Here is a 17,804-nt window from a genome sequence, read left to right as displayed (position 1 = left end):
GACTGTCGGCCCGGCGGGCCCGGCCCGCGCCGCGCGGGGCTATCCGGCGACAGTCGGCACAACGTACGCGGAGGCGTCCGGGTCACTCCAATCACCGTCTGCTGCACCGGAGTTGAGCGGATCGGCCGCGGCGTACGCGCACAGCGCGCGCAGTCGCTGCCGCCGGCGGCCGGAGTCGGCGGGCGCGCCGCCGGGCGAGATGTCCGCGGCGAGCCGGTAAGCGCCGCCGCTGCCGGCGGGCAGCAGGTACGTCAGATGCCAGACATCGGTGCCCGGCAGCCGCTCCAGCAGCGCGGAGGCGAGGTCACCGGGGTCGGTGAGGCCATCGGCCAGCAGCAGCACCTGGCAGGTGGCGCGATGGCCGCGCCAGAGGAACGTGACCGCGTACCGCCCGGGACTGTCGGCGGCCTCTTCGACGAGGGGTGTGCCGCGCCGCTCGACCTCCGCCCAGAAGTCCGCGAGCAGGACCGGTCGTTGGGCTTCGATGGCGGTGGCGAGCCGGGCGGCGAGGCGTTCGACACACGGGCCGGCCGTGCGCGATGGCCGCGAGTCCCGTACGCCGGGACCGTCAAGGACGTACATCTCTCCCGCTTTCCTGGGCAGCGCGGAGCCGCTGGAGCCACGCGCCACGAACAGTGTGACTTAGGCAAGCCTAACCTAATATGGATCTAGGGGGGATGGCACGTGGACGGTGGCAGGGCATAGCCTGATGCGTGCAGCTGGTTCGCCCTGTCCGCCAGGCAGGCGCGTCGCAAGAGGGAACCCGGTGGGAATCCGGGACTGCCCCGCAGCGGTGAGCGGGAACGACCGCCGTCATACGCACTGGACCGACCGGGTCCGGGAAGCGACGGCCAGTAGGTGTCCGCCTTCGGGTGGACGTGCTCGTGAGTCCGAAGACCTGCCCGTTGCCCGCACGCGATCCGTTCGTGTGCGGTCTCCCGGTGACCTCGAGGGCGGGTCGGCGTACAGCAGGGACGCGGCGCACGAGTGCGTGACGGCCCGTCCGCTGTGCACTCCCTTCGCGCTCTCGTGCCCGTCGCCGGGCACTCGGAGACACGCTCGCGAAGGAGAGCAACGTGACCAGCAAGCACACCGCCACGGCCGGACGGGCCACCGTGTACGGCTATCCCCGGCAGGGGCCGGACCGGGAACTGAAGAAGGCGGTCGAGGGGTACTGGAAGGGCCGCGTCACCGCCGACGCGCTCCGGGAGACCGCCGCGGACCTGCGCCGTTCCGTCTGGCGGGAGCTGACCGAGGCGGGCCTGCACGAGGTGCCGACCGGCGACTTCTCGTACTACGACCACGTACTGGACACCAGCATCATGGTCGGCGCGATCCCCCGACGGCACCGCACCGCCGTCGAAACCGACGCCCTGGACGGATACTTCGCCATGGCGCGCGGCGCGCAGGACGCGGCGCCGCTGGAGATGACCAAGTGGTTCGACACCAACTACCACTACCTGGTGCCGGAACTGGGCCCCGACACCGTCTTCGCCGCCGACTCGCGCAAGCAGGTCGGGGAGCTGAATGAGGCCCGCGCGCTCGGCCACACGGCACGGCCCGTCCTGGTCGGTCCCGTGACCTACCTGCTGCTCGCCAAGCCCGCCCCCGGCGCGGACCCCGGCTTCGAGCCGCTGACCCTCCTCGACCGGCTGCTGCCCGTGTACGCGGAGGTCCTCGCCGATCTGCGGGCCGCCGGCGCCGAGTGGGTACAGCTGGACGAGCCGGCGCTCGTGCAGGACCGCACCCCGGCCGAACTGAACGCGGCGGCCCGCGCCTACCGCGACCTCAGCGCGCTCACCGACCGCCCGCAGCTCCTGGTCGCCACCTACTTCGGCCGGCTCGGCGAGGCCCTGCCGGTACTGGCCAAGGCCCCCGTCGAGGGGCTGGCCATGGACTTCACCGAGGCGGCGGCCGGCAATCTGGACGACCTCGCGGCGGCCGGGGGCCTGCCCGGCAAGCGGCTGGTCGCGGGCGTCGTCAACGGCCGCAACGTGTGGATCGACGACCACGAGAAGTCCCTCGCCACGCTCGGCACCCTGCTGGGCCTCGCCGACCGGGTGGACGTGGCGGCCTCCTGCTCGCTGCTGCACGTCCCGCTGGACGCGGCCGTCGAGCGGGACATCGACCCGGGGATCGGCCGCTGGCTCGCCTTCGCCCGGCAGAAGACCGCCGAGGTCGTCACCCTGGCCCGCGGGCTGACGCACGGCACCGGCATCATCGCCGCCGAACTCGCCGCCAACCGCGCCGACCTCGCCTCCCGCACCGGCGCGGCGCTCACCCACGACCCGGCCGTCCGGGCCCGCGCCGCGGCCGTCACCGCCGCCGGCTGCCGGCGCTCCCAGCCGTACCCCGAGCGGTCCGCCGCCCAGCGCGCCCACCTCGGCCTGCCGCCGCTGCCCACGACGACCATCGGCTCCTTCCCGCAGACGGCCGCGCTGCGCATCGCACGCGCCGAGCTGCGCGCGGGCCGGATCGACGAGGCCGCGTACGAGGAGCGCATCGCGGCGGAGATCCGTGAGGTCGTCGCCTACCAGGAGAAGGCCGGGCTCGACGTCCTGGTGCACGGCGAGCCGGAACGCAACGACATGGTGCAGCACTTCGCCGAGCGGCTGACCGGCTACCTCGCCACGCGGCACGGCTGGGTCCAGTCCTACGGCACCCGCTACGTCCGCCCGCCCGTGCTGGCCGGTGACGTCTCGCGCCCGGAGCCGATGACGGTGCGCTGGACACGGTACGCACAGTCGCTCACCGGGCGGCCGGTCAAGGGCATGCTCACCGGACCCGTCACGATGCTCGCGTGGTCCTTCGTCCGGGACGACCAGCCGCTCGCCGACACCGCGCGCCAGGTCGCGCTGGCTTTGCGCGACGAGGTGGCCGACCTGGAGGCGGCGGGCACCTCGGTGATCCAGGTGGACGAGCCGGCGCTGCGCGAGACGCTCCCGCTGCGCGCCGCCGACCACGCGGCGTATCTGGCCTGGGCCACCGAGGCGTTCCGGCTCGCCACCGGCGGCGTACGTCCTGACACCCAGATCCATACGCACATGTGTTACGCGGAGTTCGGCGACATCCTGCCGGCCATCGACGACCTCGACGCCGATGTGATCAGCCTGGAGGCGGCCCGTTCCCATATGCGGGTGGCCGGCGAGCTGGCCGCCGCCGGGTATCCGCGGGAGGTCGGCCCGGGTGTCTACGACATCCACTCGCCGCGCGTCCCGGACACCGACGAGGTCGAGGCCCTGATCCGCGCGGCGCTGACGGCCGTCCCCGCCGAGCGGCTGTGGGTCAACCCCGACTGCGGTCTGAAGACCAGGGGCTGGCGGGAGACCCGTACGTCGCTGGAGCACCTGGTCGCGGCGGCCCGCCGGGTCCGCCGGACGGTCCTGACGCGGAAGGACGCTCGCTAGCCGGCGCCTCCCGATGCTCGCGGCCGTCGGCGGTCACCGGAACACCGACCTCGGTACCGGGGCGTGACTCATGCGATGCTGGGGCCTCCATGGATCATGGCGAGCATCGGGAGAGTACGGCAGCGTGATAGCAGCGACACGGCGGGCCGGCATCCGCACCTGGGACCGCTTCGCGGCGTCCGACCCGGGACTGCTGCGGCTGATGGCGGGGCTGCGGACGGTCGGCGCGATCGTACTGGCCCTCGTCGTCCTCGCGCTGCTCGGCACGGATGTCAACCACATGGTGGCGGGCGCCATGACGGCCATGGTCGCCACCTTCGCGATCAAGGAGAAGGAGGTGCGCGGGCAGGCCGTCACGCTCGCGTGCGGCCTGCCCGTCGCCCTCGCCGCGATGTCGCTGGGAGCGCTCCTGCACACCCGGATCATCGCCGGTGACATCTTCTTCGTGCTGCTGATCTTCGGCGCGGTGTACGGACGGCGGTTCGGCGACCGCGGCACGGCCCTCGGCCTGATCGGCTTCCAGGTCTACTTCGTGTCGCTGTTCGTCCAGGCCACCGTCGGCGCGCTGCCGGAGCTGTATCTGACGCTGGCCGTCGCCTTCGCGTGCAGCGCGGTCGTCCGTTTCGCCGTCGTACCGGAGACGCCCCAGCGCACCCTGGGGCGGCTCCGCGAGGCGTTCAGGGCGCGGCTCGCGCAACTGGTGGCGGCCCAGATAGAGCTGCTCGACGCCACTCCGGACGACCTGGACAAGGTCCTGGACAGTCTGCGGCGGCGCACCGCCCGGCTGCACGAGGCGGCCCTGATGATCCAGGGCCGGCTGGAGGAGGGGACCCGGGACGAGGCCACGGCTGCGCGGCTGCAGCGCCGTATCGCGGACGCGGAGATCGCCGCCGAGCGGCTGGGCGTCATCCTGCTCAACGCGCGCAGCTCCGAGCGCGCCGACACCATCACGATGCATCTGCCGCACGCGCCATTGCAGGTCGCCGCCGAGCGGCTGCCGAGCGAGGACGCCGAGACCCGTACCCTGCGCCGGGACCTGAGCGCGCTGCACCTGCTGATCGCGCGCCGCGGTGCCGACGACCGCGGCATGGCCCTGGCCCACGTACGGAACCGGCTGCTCGGCTACCGCGACGAGGAGAAGCTGCCGGCGGCCTCGCCCGCCGTCCAGGACGTCTTCCGCGGCATCGGTGAAGCCGCGCGCGCGGTGCTGGGTCTGCGGCTGGCGCTGGACGGGCCGCAGGACGCGTCCGACGACACCCCCGCGACGGCCCGCTCCCGTGAGGAGTTCGACGCCGAGGACGTCGCGATGGCCGGCCTGGACGAGGCGGGCGAGGAGGCCGCCGACGAGCGCACCGGGCTGCAGCGGCCCACCACCCGGGCCGCCTTCCAGGTCGCGGTGGGCTCGACGCTGGCCATCATCGGCGGCGAGTTCCTCTCCAGCCAGCGCTGGTACTGGGCGGTGCTGACCTGCTGGGTCGTCTTCCTCAACACCGCGTCCACCGGCGAGATCCTGGTCAAGGGCTATCGCCGGCTGGTGGGCACGATCCTCGGCGTGGTCGCCGGTGTCGCGCTCGCGGGGCTCGTCGGGAACAACACCTGGCTCGCGTTCGCCCTCGTACTGCTCTTCATCTTCGGGATGTTCTTCACGGCGCCGCTGTCGTACGCGCTGATGTCCTTCTGCGTCACCGCGATGCTGGGCCTGCTCTACACGCTGCTGAACACCTACAGCCTGGCCGTGCTGGTGCTGCGCATCGAGGAGACGGCGCTCGGCGCGGCCTGCGGGATCATCGCCGCCATGCTGGTGCTGCCGGTGCACACCGACCGCCGCACGGACGAGCTGCTGGGCACGGTGCTGGAGCGGCTGCGCGACGTGGTGACGGCAGCGGTGGCGCAGCTCAGTGGCGGCCCCGCCGCCGATCTGCTGGACAAGGCGCGCGATCTGGACTCGGCGCTGGACGACCTGCGGGCCTCCACGCAGCCGCTGACGCACCCGATCACGCCGCTGCGGGGGCGTCGGCAGACCGCCCGCTATCTGGTGGCGCTGCTGGAGACCTGCGCGTACCACGCCCGTTCACTGGCGGCGACGGCCGAGCTCGTGCCGTACAGCAAGAACGTCGCGGCCGACCCGCGGCTGGAGCGGGCCGGCAAGCGCATCGCCCGGAACATCGACATCATCGTGGCGCGCGTCGTGGAGGAGAGCACCCGCGGCGAGGTCTCGTCCGGCGCGAGCATCGCCTCGGTACTGGAGGCCAACGGCACCGCCGGGCCTGCCTCGGGCACGGTCACCTTCCGCGTCCTGCGCCACCTCCAGCGCCTCGACGAGGGCGTGATCGGTCTCGCCCGCCCGCTGGAGGTCCCGGTGTCGGGCCGCAATGTGGGGTCGACCGGCTGAGCGCCCCCTTTTTTGAGCGCGCCGGTCTCAGCCGGACGTCGTGCGGCCCGCCGTGCTCCCGGCCGGTACCGGGGTCTCGTCGGCTGAGCGGTCCGGGACTGGGCCGGACCGGGAGCGGGCGCGCGTGGCCGCGGGCAGCCGGAACGCCCAGTCCAGCCGCGGTTCCATCACCGGGCGGAAGAAGCGGCGGACCGGGGGCGAGGTGAGCGCCAGCGCGAGGGCGACGCCGAAGGCGGTGACGGTCAGTTCGCCGGCCGGGGTGTGCCAGAAGGGCGCGTCGAACCAGCCCTCCCAGGCGGCGGTGCGCACGAAGAAGCCGTGCAGCAGATAGGCACAGAGGGTGCCGGCGCCGAGCGGGGTGAACCAGGTGCGGCGGCGCGGGACCCAGGCCAGGAACGCCACCGCGAGGACCAGCGAGCAGGCGGTGGTGGCCAGCGTCATCGCCATTCCGACCGGCCAGGAGACATGCAGATCGACCCAGCTGTGGTTGTGCATGGCCCACTGGGCGGTCATCCGGCCCTTGACCCAGTAGGCCGTCGCCGCGCCGCCCACCAGCACCGGCACCGCGGCGATCCGTACCCACCGCGCCCGCAGCAGCTGCCAGTGCTCGGGGCGCAGCACGAGGCCGATCACGAAGAACGGCAGGAACTGCAGGACGCGTGCGAGGTTGAGGACGCCGCTCAACGGAGTGGCCGCGCCGATCAGCGCGAGGGCGAGGGAGAGGCCGACCGCGACGTACCAGCGCATCGCCCGCCATACGGGGGCGGTGAGCCGCCAGACGAAGAGCGCCGCGAGGAACCAGGTGAGGTACCACGGGGACAGCAGGCTGAGGTCGTTGTGCCGCCCGTCGACGGCGTTGCCGTAGAGGCTGTACGCGGCCTCGAAGAGGAGGTACGGCACGGCGATCCCCGTGATCAGCCGTTTGCCCTGCTCGGGCTTGAAGGCGAAGCTCCGCGAGAAGTAGCCGGAGATCACGATGAACAGCGGCATATGGAACATGTAAAGGAACAGATAGCCGGACCACACGGCGTGGCTGTCCTTGAGCGGCTGCCAGGCGTGCCCGGCCACCACCAGGACCATGGCCAGCAGCTTCGCGTTGTCGAAGAACGGATCCCGTCCCGTACCCTGCGTGTCCGGCGAGCGCTGTCCCACGTGACCTCCTCGGCGATGACCGCGCCGTTCCCTCCTACACGTTGTAGGGGACGACCCTAGGGGGCCATGGGGCGCGGCGTCGAATGCCGCAGGCGGGTGTCGGCCGAGGGCCGCGTGATCTCCCCGGGCGAGGGCACCCGGCCGTGCAGGGCGGCGGCCGCGGCATGAGACTGGCCGCATGAATTGGTACCCCCTGCGGCTGACCACGCCCGTGAAGCAGCACGTCTTCGGCGGCCGGGCCATCCCGGACCGGCTCGGGCGCGGCGGGCTGCCCGAAGGGCCGGTCGCCGAGACCTGGGAGGTCAGCGACGTGGACGGGGAGGGCGCGCGGATCGGGAACGGCGCGCTGGCCGGGTGGACCCTGCGCCGCCTGACCCTGGAGCATCCGGCGGAGCTGGTCGGGCGCGACTGGCACGGCCCGCGCTTCCCACTGCTGACCAAGTACATCGACGGCCACCACCCGCTCCCGGTCCACCTCCACCCCGACGACGCCGCGGCCCGCGGCAAGGAGGGCGAGCCGAACGGCAAGACCGAGGCGTGGCACATCCTGGACGCACCGGCCGGTGCCGCCGCGTACGCGGGCGTGCACCCAGGGGTGGACCGCGCGCGGCTGCGCCAGGCGCTGCTCGGCCAGGACTTCGCCTCCGTACTGCGGCGGCTGCCGGTCCGCGCGGGCGACACCCTGTACGTACCGGCCGGGACGCTGCACCGCTTCGGGCCCGACACGCTGGTGTACGAGATCGAGCAGACCTCCGACCTGCAGCAGCACGCGATGCGGCACCGGATGGAGGACGGCTCGCCGCTGGACGAGGCGGAGTGGCGGACGAACATCGAGGCACTGCTGGACGAGTGGAATCCGGAGCCGCGGCCGGAGTTCCACCCGGGGCTGCGGCTGCCGTCGCCGGGCGGCGTCGAGGGCCGGATGCTCTGCGCCGGGCCGTACTTCGCGCTGGAGCGGTGGCGGACGCGGGCGGCGGGAACCTCGGCTCCGCTGGTCCGCTCGTTCGACACCGCCGTCGTACTGAGCAATGCCGGGCCCGCGGTGACCGTCGCGTACGGGGCGGGGAGCGAGCCGCTCGGGCGGGCCGAGACGCTGCTGCTGCCCGCGGCGCTCGGCCGGGTGGAGATCCACGGCCCGGCCGACGTCCTGCTCGGTTACGTGCCCGACCTGGAGCGGGACGTCCGCGCCCCGCTCCGTGCCGCGGGCCATGACGCGGCCGCGATCGCCGCGCTGGGCGAAGGGCTGGGCCGGCCCGGCGTCTGACGCACATCAGGCCCCGAACACGCGAACACGGGAGCGGTTGTTCCCCAGAACGCGTGATCAGCCACCAAAGCGCTTTCCTTGGTTGCCTGAGGCAGGCGATTCTTACGGGGCGCAAGCGACGGGCTGCAGACCGTCACCGCGCCGCTCCCGGCCGAAGTCCCTTTCCGGAGCGGGAGTGTGTCCCATAAATGCACCATGTACAAGGAGAACAACCCGATGGACTTCCTCACCAACGTGCTGGCCGGCGTCATCCACTTCGTGGGCTGGCTCGTCTGACGGAACCGCATCACCGGGCGCCGCTCCTCCCCGTCCCAGGGAGGGGCGGCGCCCGCCGTTTCGCCGGAGACCGCGGCTCAGGTCTCCGGCCCACGGTTGAGGCGTTCAACGTTGTCATTGCTCCACGGCCGGTAGCCGCGACCCCACACGGACGGCCGTCTCGCGGAGCCAGATGTGCGCCGCGTCGTGCGTGTGCACCGGGTGCCACCACAGTGCCTCCCGCAAGGGGACGGCCTCGTACGGCGGCTCCAGTACGCGCACGGCGGCGATGTCCACGAAGGCCCTGGCCAGACGCTCCTGCACCAGCGCGATCCGGCGGGTACCCGCGACCAGGAGTGGCAACGTCTGGAAGCTGTCGACGGACACCTCGACGTGCGGTTCGATGCCGAGCATGCCGAGCTGCCGGACGGCGGGTGCGTCATAGGTGCGCTGGTAGGTGACCCACGGCAGCCGGGCCAGGTCCGCGCGGGTGAGGCGGTCACCGACGTCGGGGTGGTCCTCGGCAACGAGAAAGACCCACCGGTCCTCATAGAGGTCGGTGGCGCAGAAGTCACTGATGACGCCGTGCGGCATGAGCAGGCCGTCCGTGGCACTCAGCAGTGTCGCGGTGTCGTCGACCACGCCGGCGGGGGGCTGTGTGAAGCGCAGTCGGATTCCCGGGGCCTCTTCGTGCACGACCCGCGCGAGTTCGGTGCCGAACACGGCGACGGCGTAGTCGGAGCCCACCAGCTTGAACTCGCGGCTCTCGGTGGCCGGGTCGAAGTCCGCCTGACTGCTGAAAAGCCGCTCCAGCAGGTCGCAGGCGGTGGAGGTGCGGTCGAGGAGGACCTGTCCGAGAGCGGTGAGTTCGTAGTGCCCCCCGACCCTGGCCAGCAGGTCGTCGTCGAAATGACGCCGAAGCCGGGCCAGGGCGGCGCTCATCGCAGGCTGGCTGAGGCCGACGCGCTGCCCGGCATGAGTGACGTTGCGCTCCTCCAGCAGGGCGCGCAGGGCAACGACGAGGTTCATGTCGAGACGAGCCAGATTCACGAGAACTTCCCTTACGTGCCGCGCCTGCCAGCGAGCATAAACGAGGTGGATGCCGGTCATCCACGGAATCAATTTCCCAGATCAATGGTGGTGGGTCCACATTAGTGACATCACCATCAGGAGGAACACGTCTGTGAAACCCGCACCCGCATCCCCGCTCTTCGCCGGACCTTTCGCGTTGGCCACCCTGTCCGCAGCGAACGAGCCCGCTTTCCCTGCCCTCGTCACTTCGGACAGCCAGGTGATCGACCTCCGGACCGCCTTCGGCAAGCCGGAGCTGACGGTTCGTTCGCTGCTGGACCACTGGGCGGAGGCGCTGCCGCGCCTGCATGAGTTGGTCGCCGAATCCGGACCGGAGCGGCGTCCGCTCGAAGAGTTCCAGGTGCACGCGCCGGTGACTCCGCGTCAGGTATTCCAGTCGGGTGCCAACTACCGGCAGCATGTGATCGACCTGCACGTGGCCCACCGCGCCCCCGGTGACGACCGTCCCGAGGAGGAGCGGCGCGCCGAGGCCGCCGAGATCATGGACCGGCGGGCCGCGGAGGACCTGCCGTACGTGTTCATCGGTCTGCCGAGCGCGATCACGGGTCCGTACGACGATGTCGTGCTGCCGTCGTGGGCGGAAAAGCCGGACTGGGAGCTGGAGTTGGCGGCCGTCATCGGCAGGCCCGCCCACCGGGTGTCCGTCGAGGAGGCGCTGGAGTACGTCGCCGGTTACACGATCGCCAACGACCTCACCGACCGGGCCACCGTCTTCCGGCGCGACATGCCGCAGATCGGCACCGACTGGCTGCGCAGTAAGAACGCGCCCGGCTTCACCCCGCTGGGCCCGTGGATCGTGCCCGCCGGGTCGATCGCGGACCCCTCCGACCTGCGGGTGACGCTGAAGCTGAACGGCGAGACCATGCAGGACGAGTCCACCCAGGACATGATCTTCGACGTGGCACGCATGGTGTCGTACGCCTCGCAGACCGCCCGGCTGCTGCCCGGTGACCTCGTGCTGACGGGCAGCCCGGCCGGCAACGGCATGCACTGGGGCCGGCTGCTGCGCGACGGCGACGTCATGGAGGGGTCCGTCACCGGCCTCGGCGTGCAGCGCACCCGCTGCGTGGCGGAGGCGTCATGACGCTCGACCGCAACGATCCCGAGGGCGCGATAGCCCGAGCCGCCAAGGCGTACTCCAATTGGGGCCGTTGGGGCGAGGACGATGTGCTCGGCACCCTCAACTTCCTCGACGAGGCCAAGCGCCGTGCAGGGGCCGGCCTCGTCCGACGGGGTGTCAGCTTCTCCCTGTCCCAGCGCTTCGACATGAACGGCCCGCAGAAGGGCTGGCGGCGGCGCACCAACCCGGTGCACACCATGCTCGACACCGGCACCGATGCCGCCGCGGGCCACCAGGGCTTCCCGCACGGCCTCGGCGGCGCCGACGACGTGATCGCCATGCCGCTCCAGTGCTCCACCCAGTGGGACGGGCTCGGGCACATCTTCGACCACGGCAAGGCGTGGAACGGCCGGGACGCCGCGCAGACCGTCACCTCCGACGGCGACCTGGTCACCGGCATCGAGCACATGGCTCCGTACGTCGCGGGGCGCGGGGTGCTGCTGGACGCGGGCCGGGCGATCGGCACCGACGGAGAGCTGCCCGACGGGTTCGCCATCACCGAGGACCACCTGACGGCGACTGCCGAGGCCCAAGGTGTGACCGTGGGACGCGGCGACATCGTCCTGGTACGCACCGGGCAGCTCGCCCGGGTCCGCCGCGAGGGGTGGGGTGACTACGCCGGCGGCCCGGCCCCCGGCCTGTCGTTCACCACCGCGGGCTGGCTGCACCGCACCGAGATCGCCGCGATCGCCACCGACACCTGGGGCTTCGAGGTGCGGCCCAACGAGTTCGAGGACGCGTTCCAGCCGCTGCACCAGGTCGCCATCCCCAACATCGGCCTGCTGATCGGTGAGATGTGGGACCTGGACGCACTCGCCGCGGACTGCGCGGCCGACGGTGTGTACGAGTTCTGGCTCACTGCCGCGCCCCTGCCCATCACCGGCGCGGTCGGCTCCCCCGTCAGCCCGATCGCCGTCAAGTAGCGCGAAGTACAAGGAAGTTATCCATGACACAGTCCCGTACCGTCCTCGTCGTCGGCGGCGGCGCGGCCGGTAACGCCGTGACGGTCCTGCTGCGCCGGGCCGGTATCGCCGTCGACCTGGTCGAGGCCAAACACGACTGGAACGCCACCGCCGGATCGGGCATCACCCTCCAGGGGAACGCGCTGCGCGTGCTGCGTGAACTGGGCGTGTGGGAACAGGTGAAGGCGTCCGGCTACGGCTTCGACGCTGCCGGGATCACCGCTCCCGACGGCACCGTCCTGCACGAGCAGAGCGATCTGCGCACCGGCGGTGACGATCTGCCCGCCACCGTCGGCATGCAGCGCCCCCGGCTCCAGCAGATCCTGATCGACGCCGTGCGCGCGAGCGGGGCATCGGTGCGCCTGGGTACCAGGGCCGAGAGCCTGGACCAGGACGCGCAGGGCGTGTCCGTACGCTTCAGCGACGGCACGACCGGCCGCTACGACGTGGTGATCGCCGCCGATGGCATCGGCTCCGCGACCCGCGCCGCGATCGGCATCACCGACAAGCCCGAACCGACCGGCATGGCCATCTGGCGCATCGCCGCACCCCGCCCGGCGGGAGTGACCCGCACCGACCTCGCCTACGGCGGCCCGGCCTACATCGCGGGTTACTGCCCCACCAGTGACACCACCCTCTACGCGTACGTCGTCGAGGCGAATCGCGACCGCGCCTCGATACCGCCCGAGACCTACGCGGACGAGATGCGGCGCCTCGCCTCCGCCTACGGTGGTTTCTGGCCGGAGATCACCGCGCACATCACCGATCCGGCGAAGGTCAACTACACCTGGTTCGACCGCATGCTGGTGGAGGGCTCCTGGCACCGCGGCCGCGTGGTACTGGCCGGTGACGCCGCCCACTGCTGTCCGCCCACCCTCGCCCAGGGCGCGGCCATGTCCCTGGAGGACGCCCTCGTCCTGGCCGAGCTGCTGACCGGTGCCGAGCAGTGGGACGACGCGCTGTTCCAGGCGTACTACGACCGGCGCATCCCGCGGGTGCGGGCGGTCGTGGACGCGTCGGTGCAGATCGGACAGTGGCAGCTGGACGGCGTCCGCAACGCCGATGTGCCAGGGGTGATGGCCCGCACCATGCCCCTGCTCAAGGAAGCGCCATGACTCCGCCCACCGTGGACGTGCACGCCCACGTCCTGCTGCCCGATATCGAGGCCCTGGTGGCCGGCCGGCCCGGCCTCGCCGAGGCGAAGGCGCTGGACGCCCGGCGCAACGGCCCCGCGGCACTCGCCGTCAGCGGGCCCATGGTGCGCGACCGCGTCCCCAAGCTGACCGACGTGGCCGTGCGCCTGGCCGCGATGGACGCGCAGGGCGTGGACGTCCAGCTGGTCAGCCCGTCCCCGTCGCACTACCACTACTGGGCGGACGAGGAGACGGCCGAGAAGGTCTACCGGCTCGCCAACGAGGCCACGGCGGCGCACTGCGCGGCGGCTCCGGAACGGCTGCGGGGACTGGGCCTCGTACCACTGCAACACCCCGGGCAGGCCGTCGAGGCCCTGGACGACGCGCTGCGACGGGGCCTGCTGGGAGTGGAGATCTCCAGCCACGCACCCGGCCGGGAGCTGTCCGACCCGGTGTACGAGCCGCTGTGGACGCGGGCCGAGGAGACCGGCGCCCTCCTGTTCCTGCACCCCTTCGGGTGCACGCTCGACGAGCGGCTGGACCAGTGGTACCTGTCCAACACGGTCGGCCAGCCGACGGAGAACGCCGTGGCCCTCTCCCACCTCATCTTCTCCGGCGTACTGGACCGGCACCCGGACCTGAAGATCGTCGCCGCACACGGGGGCGGCTACCTGCCCACCCATATCGGCCGCTCCGACCACGCCTGGGCCGCCCGCTCCGACGCACGCGCCGGCTGCGCCCACCCGCCCAGCAGCTACCTGAAGCGGCTGTACTTCGACTCCCTCGTCCACGATCCCCACGTCCTGCGGGAACTGATCCGGGCCGCCGGGCCCGACCGGGTACTGCTCGGCTCCGACTTCCCCTTCGACATGGGCACCGAGGACCCGCTCGGCGCACTGCGCGCCGCCCAGCTGTCCGAACCCGACTTCCACGCCGTCCGCGGCGGCAATGCAGCAACCCTGCTCGACCTCGTCTGAGGAGGCAAAAACCATGAGCGCACGTCTGCTCACCCACCTGCGGCACGTCGACCTCGCCGTGCCCGACTACGACAAGCAGCTCGACTTCTACTCCGGTGTCTGGGGCCTGACCAAGGTCGCCGAGGACTCCGGCATCTCCTTCCTCGCCGCCGAGGGCTCCCCCGAGCAGTACGTCGTCCGGCTGCGCAAGGCCGGGGAGAAGCGTCTCGACCTCGTCTCCTACGGTGCCGCGTCCCCGGCCGACGTCGACACCCTCGCCGAGCAACTCCTCGCGGGCGGCGTCCAGTTGGTGACTCATCCGGGGAAGGTGGACACCCCCGGCGGTGGCTACGGCTTCCGCTTCTTCGACGTCGACGGCCGCACCATCGAGGTCTCCGCCGACGTCGAGGTCCGGCAGCACCGCAAGATCGAGGAGAAGGAGGCCATCCCGGTCAAGCTCTCCCACGTCGTTCTCAACTCCCCCGACCTGAACCGGACTCGGGAGTGGTACGAGCGCCATCTCGGCTTCCGCCTCTCCGACACGCTCAGCTCGCCGCACATGGGCGAGGTCATGCACTTCATGCGGATCTCCAACCAGCACCACTCGATGGCCATCGCGCAGGGGCCGCACACCGCCCTGCACCACGTCTCCTTCGAGATGCGCGGCCTGGACGAGTACATGCGCGGCTCCGGGCGCGTCATGCGGGCCGGGTACCGCAAGATCTGGGGCCCCGGGCGGCACATGGCGGGTGACAACACCTTCACGTACTTCCTCGACCCGCACGGCAACACCATCGAGTACACCACCGAGCTGGAGAACCTCGACGAGGACACCTGGCACCCGCACGTCTACGACTTCTCCCAGCCCGAGGTCACCGACCAGTGGGGTACCGCCAACCCCATGAACGAACTGGTCGCCAAGGAGTCCTTCAACGACCCCGACCGCGGCTGCTTCGTCGCCCCGCCGGTCTGACCACACCGAGTTCCGGGGGCGCGGCGGCCTGTCAACGCCCTGACGCCGGCAGTCCGCGCCCCCGGTCCGTCCCAGCACCAGGAGGCCCCCCGTGCGCTTCGCCGCCTACATACACGCACACGCACACCAGCAACAGCCCTGTGCCGCCGTCGTCGGAGAGGACGGCACCCTCCATCCCGTACCCGGAGGCCGGTCCCTCACCGAACTGATCCGCTCCGGCGAGGGCCTACCCGCTCTGCTCGACGCCGGCGCCGCCGCACTCGACGCGCCGCCCGGCCCGCACGTCTCCCAGGTACGACTGCTGCCACCCCTCCAGCCCTCGTCCGTACGGGACTTCGTCACCTTCGAGGAACACGTCGAGGGCGTCCGCCGTGCCGTCGACGGGGTCGCCGGGGTGCCCGAGCAGTGGTACGCGGCGCCGACCTTCTACTTCACCAATCCGCACGCCATCTACGGCCCGTACGACGACGTCCCCGTGCCGCCCGGGTCCGCCGCCTTGGACTTCGAGCTCGAAGTGGGTGCCGTCATCGGTCGCGAGGGCAGCGACCTCACCCCGGAGCAGGCGCGCGACCACATCATCGGCTACACCGTCTTCAACGACTGGTCGGCGCGCGACCTGCAGTCCGCCGAGATGAAGGTCGGCCTCGGCCCGTGCAAGGGCAAGGACACCGCCACCACCCTCGGCCCGTACCTGGTCACCGCCGACGAGCTGGAGCCCTACCGGGACGCCGAGGGCTTCCTGCGCCTGGCCCTGACCGCCGAGATCAACGGCGAGACCGTCGGGGAGGACCTGCTGTCCCACATGAGCTGGACCTTCGAGGAAATGGTCGCCTACGCCTCCCGCGGCACCCGCGTCGTGCCGGGCGACGTCCTGGGCTCCGGCACCTGCGGCAACGGCGGCTGCCTGGCCGAACTGTGGGGCAGGCGCGGCGAACCGATCCCACCGCCGCTGAAGCCGGGCGACACCGTCACCCTCACGGCCGAGGGCATCGGTACCGTCGCCAACACCGTCGTCCCCGGCTCCGATCCCGTACCACTGCCGGCCGGCCGGCGTCGCCACCGGGAGCGGCCGTGACCAGGGCCTCGGCTTCGGTGGCGCTCATGCCTCCGGGCGCCTGCGTCGTGAACTCACTCCCCGGGGCGGGAGGCACTCCGTACGGCGCGGTCGAAGTCCGCGACGGACTTGGCCAGCAGGTAGACCATGGCGGCGGAAGCGCGGTCCGCGTCACGTTCCCGGATGGCTTCGAGCACTGCGCGGTGACTGGGCACCGGATCGTCGGCCACACCGTGCGGCGCGTGCACGATGCCGTCACGGGCACGCAGCACCGGCTCCATGAGCTGGTCGAGCCGAGTCAGCATCTCGTTCCCCGAGGCAGTGAGCAGGGCGCGGTGGAACGCGGCGTCCGCTGCCGCGGCAGCGCCGGTGTCGTCACCGGCCTCCCCCATGGCCGTCAGCGCCCGCTCCAGAGCAGCCAGGTCCGCGTCCGTACGGCGTTCGGCGGCGTGGCGTACCGCGGCGGGTTCGATGATGGCCCGCAGCTCGGCGAAGTCGCGCAGCAGCGCTTCACCCTTGCCGCCCGCTACGCGCCAGCGGATGACGTCCGCGTCGAGCATGTTCCATTCACCGCGCGGGCGGACGAAAGTCCCACGCTTCTGCCGCGCCGCGACCAGTCCCTTGCCCGCCAGAACCTTCAACGTCTCACGGATCACCGTGAGGCTGATGTCCAACTCCGCTGCCATCTCCCGCGGATCGAGCGTGGCACCCTCCGGCACCTCTCCGGAGACTATGCGGTAGCCGAGACGTTCGACGACCTGGCCGTGCACACCCCGGCCTGCGTATGACGTCATGTGTGCTGCTCCCTCACCCTTACGGCGCTCCAGGTGGTAAGGGGCGGGTGCGGGGAGCAGGCGGCGGTCACCATTCGGCGAACGATCCGTCGGGGTGCCGCCAGGCGGGGTTGCGCCAGGCGTCGTATCCGTCCGCGGCACGCACGGCGCGCTCGTCCACCGTGATGCCGAGGCCCGGTGCGGTGGGGCGGGCCAGGTGCCCGTCGTGGAAGCGGAAGGTTTCCTTGTCCACGACGTAGTCCAGCACCTCGGCGCCGGTGTTGTAGTGGATGCCGATGCTCTGTTCCTGGATGAGGAAGTTCGGAGTGCAGAAGGCGATCTGGAGGCTGGCCGCCAAGGAGACGGGACCGAGGGGGCAGTGCGGAGCGACCGGCACGTCGAAGGTCTCGGCGAGCGCGGCGATACGGCGGGTCTCGGAGATCCCGCCGGCGTGCGAGAGGTCCGGCTGGAGCACGGCGACCCCGGCTTGGAGCGCCGGCAGCACGTCGGTACGGGAGTAGAGACGCTCGCCCGTGGCGATCGGCACCGGGGAGGCGGAGACGAGGTCGGCGAGCAGGTGCGGGTACTCCGGCAGCAGCGGCTCCTCGGCGAACAGCGGGTTGTACGGGGCCAGGTGGGGCAGCACCTTGCGGGCGTTCGCCGCGGTGAAGCGGCCGTGGAAGTCGACGGCGAAGTCGCCGTCCGGGCCGAGCACGTCGCGGGCGGTCTCCGCGCGGTCGACGATGCCCTGGATGTCCCGTACGGTGGCGAGCCGGTTCATCCGGCCGCTCGCGTTCATCTTCACCGCCGTGAAACCGGCCTCGACCTGCTGCTGCACGTGGTCACGCAGCTCGGCGGGCTCGTCGCCGCCCACCCAGCTGTACGCCCGGACCTTCTCGCGGACGGGGCCACCGAGCAACTGGTGCACGGGCGCGCCGTAGTGCTTGCCCGCGATGTCCCACAGCGCTTGGTCGAGCCCGGCGACGGCGGAGGAGAGCACCGGGCCGCCACGGTAGAAGGAGCCCTTGGTCATCTGCTGCCACAGGTCCTCGATCCGCAGCGGGTCCGCGCCGATCAGGAACTGCTCGGTCAGCTCCCCCACGGCGGTGCGCACGGTCGCCGCCCGGCCCTCGACCACCGGCTCACCCCAGCCGACGTGCCCGTCGTCGGTCTCGATCCGGCACAGCAGCCAGCGCGGCGGCACGGCGAAGGTCTCAACACGGGTGATCTTCATGGGGCTCCTGAAGGAATCACGGGGGAGGATCCGACAC

14 protein-coding genes and 1 riboswitch are annotated in these 17,804 nt (G+C 71.7%); of the genes, 9 read left to right on the top strand and 5 right to left on the bottom strand.

Features of this window, described 5'->3' with window-relative positions:
* Nucleotides 1-39 precede the first annotated feature (39 nt).
* Entirely contained in the window at nt 40-582 is a 543-nt protein-coding gene (locus tag IF04_RS0110440; protein ID WP_030253870.1) for an enterochelin esterase domain-containing protein, read from the bottom strand.
* A 121-nt stretch (nt 583-703) separates the two neighbouring features.
* Nucleotides 704-920: riboswitch (cobalamin riboswitch) on the top strand.
* Nucleotides 921-1,076: 156 nt separating this feature from the next.
* Between IF04_RS0110440 and metE the strand changes: the two genes are divergently transcribed.
* Entirely contained in the window at nt 1,077-3,407 is a 2,331-nt protein-coding gene (gene metE, locus IF04_RS0110435) for a 5-methyltetrahydropteroyltriglutamate--homocysteine S-methyltransferase (RefSeq protein WP_030253868.1), read from the top strand.
* 202 nt (nt 3,408-3,609) lie between these two features.
* On the top strand, nt 3,610-5,799 hold the full coding sequence (locus tag IF04_RS0110430; protein WP_051831079.1) for an FUSC family protein: 2,190 nt from the start codon (nt 3,610-3,612) through the stop codon (nt 5,797-5,799).
* A 27-nt stretch (nt 5,800-5,826) separates the two neighbouring features.
* On the opposite strand, the gene IF04_RS0110425 is transcribed toward IF04_RS0110430, so the two are convergent.
* Nucleotides 5,827-6,951 (bottom strand): acyltransferase family protein, encoded by a 1,125-nt coding sequence (locus IF04_RS0110425; RefSeq protein WP_051831016.1) that lies wholly within the window; start codon nt 6,949-6,951, stop codon nt 5,827-5,829.
* Nucleotides 6,952-7,129: 178 nt separating this feature from the next.
* Between IF04_RS0110425 and IF04_RS0110420 the strand changes: the two genes are divergently transcribed.
* Nucleotides 7,130-8,215: a class I mannose-6-phosphate isomerase gene (locus IF04_RS0110420; protein WP_030253861.1), complete on the top strand. Its 1,086-nt coding sequence runs from the start codon at nt 7,130-7,132 to the stop codon at nt 8,213-8,215.
* A 390-nt stretch (nt 8,216-8,605) separates the two neighbouring features.
* On the opposite strand, the gene IF04_RS0110410 is transcribed toward IF04_RS0110420, so the two are convergent.
* Complete coding sequence (locus IF04_RS0110410) at nt 8,606-9,520, bottom strand: LysR family transcriptional regulator (RefSeq protein WP_030253859.1); 915 nt, start codon at nt 9,518-9,520, stop codon at nt 8,606-8,608.
* Nucleotides 9,521-9,653: 133 nt separating this feature from the next.
* On the opposite strand from IF04_RS0110410, the gene IF04_RS0110405 reads away from it, so the two are divergent.
* The 6 genes from IF04_RS0110405 (at nt 9,654) to IF04_RS0110380 (ending at nt 15,781) form a co-directional block, all read left to right on the top strand.
* Nucleotides 9,654-10,646 (top strand): fumarylacetoacetate hydrolase family protein, encoded by a 993-nt coding sequence (locus tag IF04_RS0110405; protein ID WP_030253857.1) that lies wholly within the window; start codon nt 9,654-9,656, stop codon nt 10,644-10,646.
* On the top strand, nt 10,643-11,605 hold the full coding sequence (locus IF04_RS0110400; protein WP_030253855.1) for a cyclase family protein: 963 nt from the start codon (nt 10,643-10,645) through the stop codon (nt 11,603-11,605). Before IF04_RS0110405 ends, IF04_RS0110400 begins: the two co-directional genes overlap by 4 nt.
* Before the next feature lie 23 nt (nt 11,606-11,628).
* A complete protein-coding gene (locus tag IF04_RS0110395) occupies nt 11,629-12,759 on the top strand; it encodes an FAD-dependent oxidoreductase (protein WP_030253853.1) in 1,131 nt (376 codons plus the stop codon).
* Nucleotides 12,756-13,754, top strand: coding sequence for an amidohydrolase family protein (locus tag IF04_RS0110390; RefSeq protein ID WP_030253850.1), 999 nt, complete (start codon nt 12,756-12,758; stop codon nt 13,752-13,754). The genes IF04_RS0110395 and IF04_RS0110390 overlap by 4 nt, the downstream gene beginning before the upstream one ends.
* 13 nt (nt 13,755-13,767) lie before the next feature.
* On the top strand, nt 13,768-14,706 hold the full coding sequence (locus IF04_RS0110385; protein ID WP_030253847.1) for a VOC family protein: 939 nt from the start codon (nt 13,768-13,770) through the stop codon (nt 14,704-14,706).
* 91 nt (nt 14,707-14,797) lie between these two features.
* Nucleotides 14,798-15,781, top strand: coding sequence for a fumarylacetoacetate hydrolase family protein (locus IF04_RS0110380; protein WP_030253845.1), 984 nt, complete (start codon nt 14,798-14,800; stop codon nt 15,779-15,781).
* A gap of 53 nt (nt 15,782-15,834) precedes the next feature.
* Here the strand turns inward: IF04_RS0110380 and IF04_RS0110375 are convergent, their stop codons facing one another.
* Nucleotides 15,835-16,554, bottom strand: a complete 720-nt coding sequence (locus tag IF04_RS0110375; protein WP_030253843.1) for a FadR/GntR family transcriptional regulator — start codon at nt 16,552-16,554, stop codon at nt 15,835-15,837.
* Between the two features lie 67 nt (nt 16,555-16,621).
* Entirely contained in the window at nt 16,622-17,767 is a 1,146-nt protein-coding gene (gene dgoD, locus IF04_RS0110370) for a galactonate dehydratase (protein WP_030253841.1), read from the bottom strand.
* Nucleotides 17,768-17,804 lie beyond the last annotated feature (37 nt).

The organism is Streptomyces violens (assembly GCF_000717745.1).
In the GTDB taxonomy this organism is placed as follows: domain Bacteria; phylum Actinomycetota; class Actinomycetes; order Streptomycetales; family Streptomycetaceae; genus Streptomyces; species Streptomyces violens.
Note: the sequence above shows the minus strand (reverse complement) of the source record. Positions and strands in the feature narration are given on the sequence as shown.

Coding starts and splice junctions, on each gene's coding strand:
- dgoD (WP_030253841.1), bottom strand. CDS start 17,767: ATGAAGATCACCCGTGTTGAGACCTTCGCCGTGCCGCCGCGCTGGCTG.
- IF04_RS0110420 (WP_030253861.1), top strand. CDS start 7,130: ATGAATTGGTACCCCCTGCGGCTGACCACGCCCGTGAAGCAGCACGTC.
- IF04_RS0110385 (WP_030253847.1), top strand. CDS start 13,768: ATGAGCGCACGTCTGCTCACCCACCTGCGGCACGTCGACCTCGCCGTG.
- IF04_RS0110400 (WP_030253855.1), top strand. CDS start 10,643: ATGACGCTCGACCGCAACGATCCCGAGGGCGCGATAGCCCGAGCCGCC.
- IF04_RS0110375 (WP_030253843.1), bottom strand. CDS start 16,554: ATGACGTCATACGCAGGCCGGGGTGTGCACGGCCAGGTCGTCGAACGT.
- IF04_RS0110390 (WP_030253850.1), top strand. CDS start 12,756: ATGACTCCGCCCACCGTGGACGTGCACGCCCACGTCCTGCTGCCCGAT.
- IF04_RS0110395 (WP_030253853.1), top strand. CDS start 11,629: ATGACACAGTCCCGTACCGTCCTCGTCGTCGGCGGCGGCGCGGCCGGT.
- IF04_RS0110430 (WP_051831079.1), top strand. CDS start 3,610: ATGGCGGGGCTGCGGACGGTCGGCGCGATCGTACTGGCCCTCGTCGTC.
- IF04_RS0110440 (WP_030253870.1), bottom strand. CDS start 582: ATGTACGTCCTTGACGGTCCCGGCGTACGGGACTCGCGGCCATCGCGC.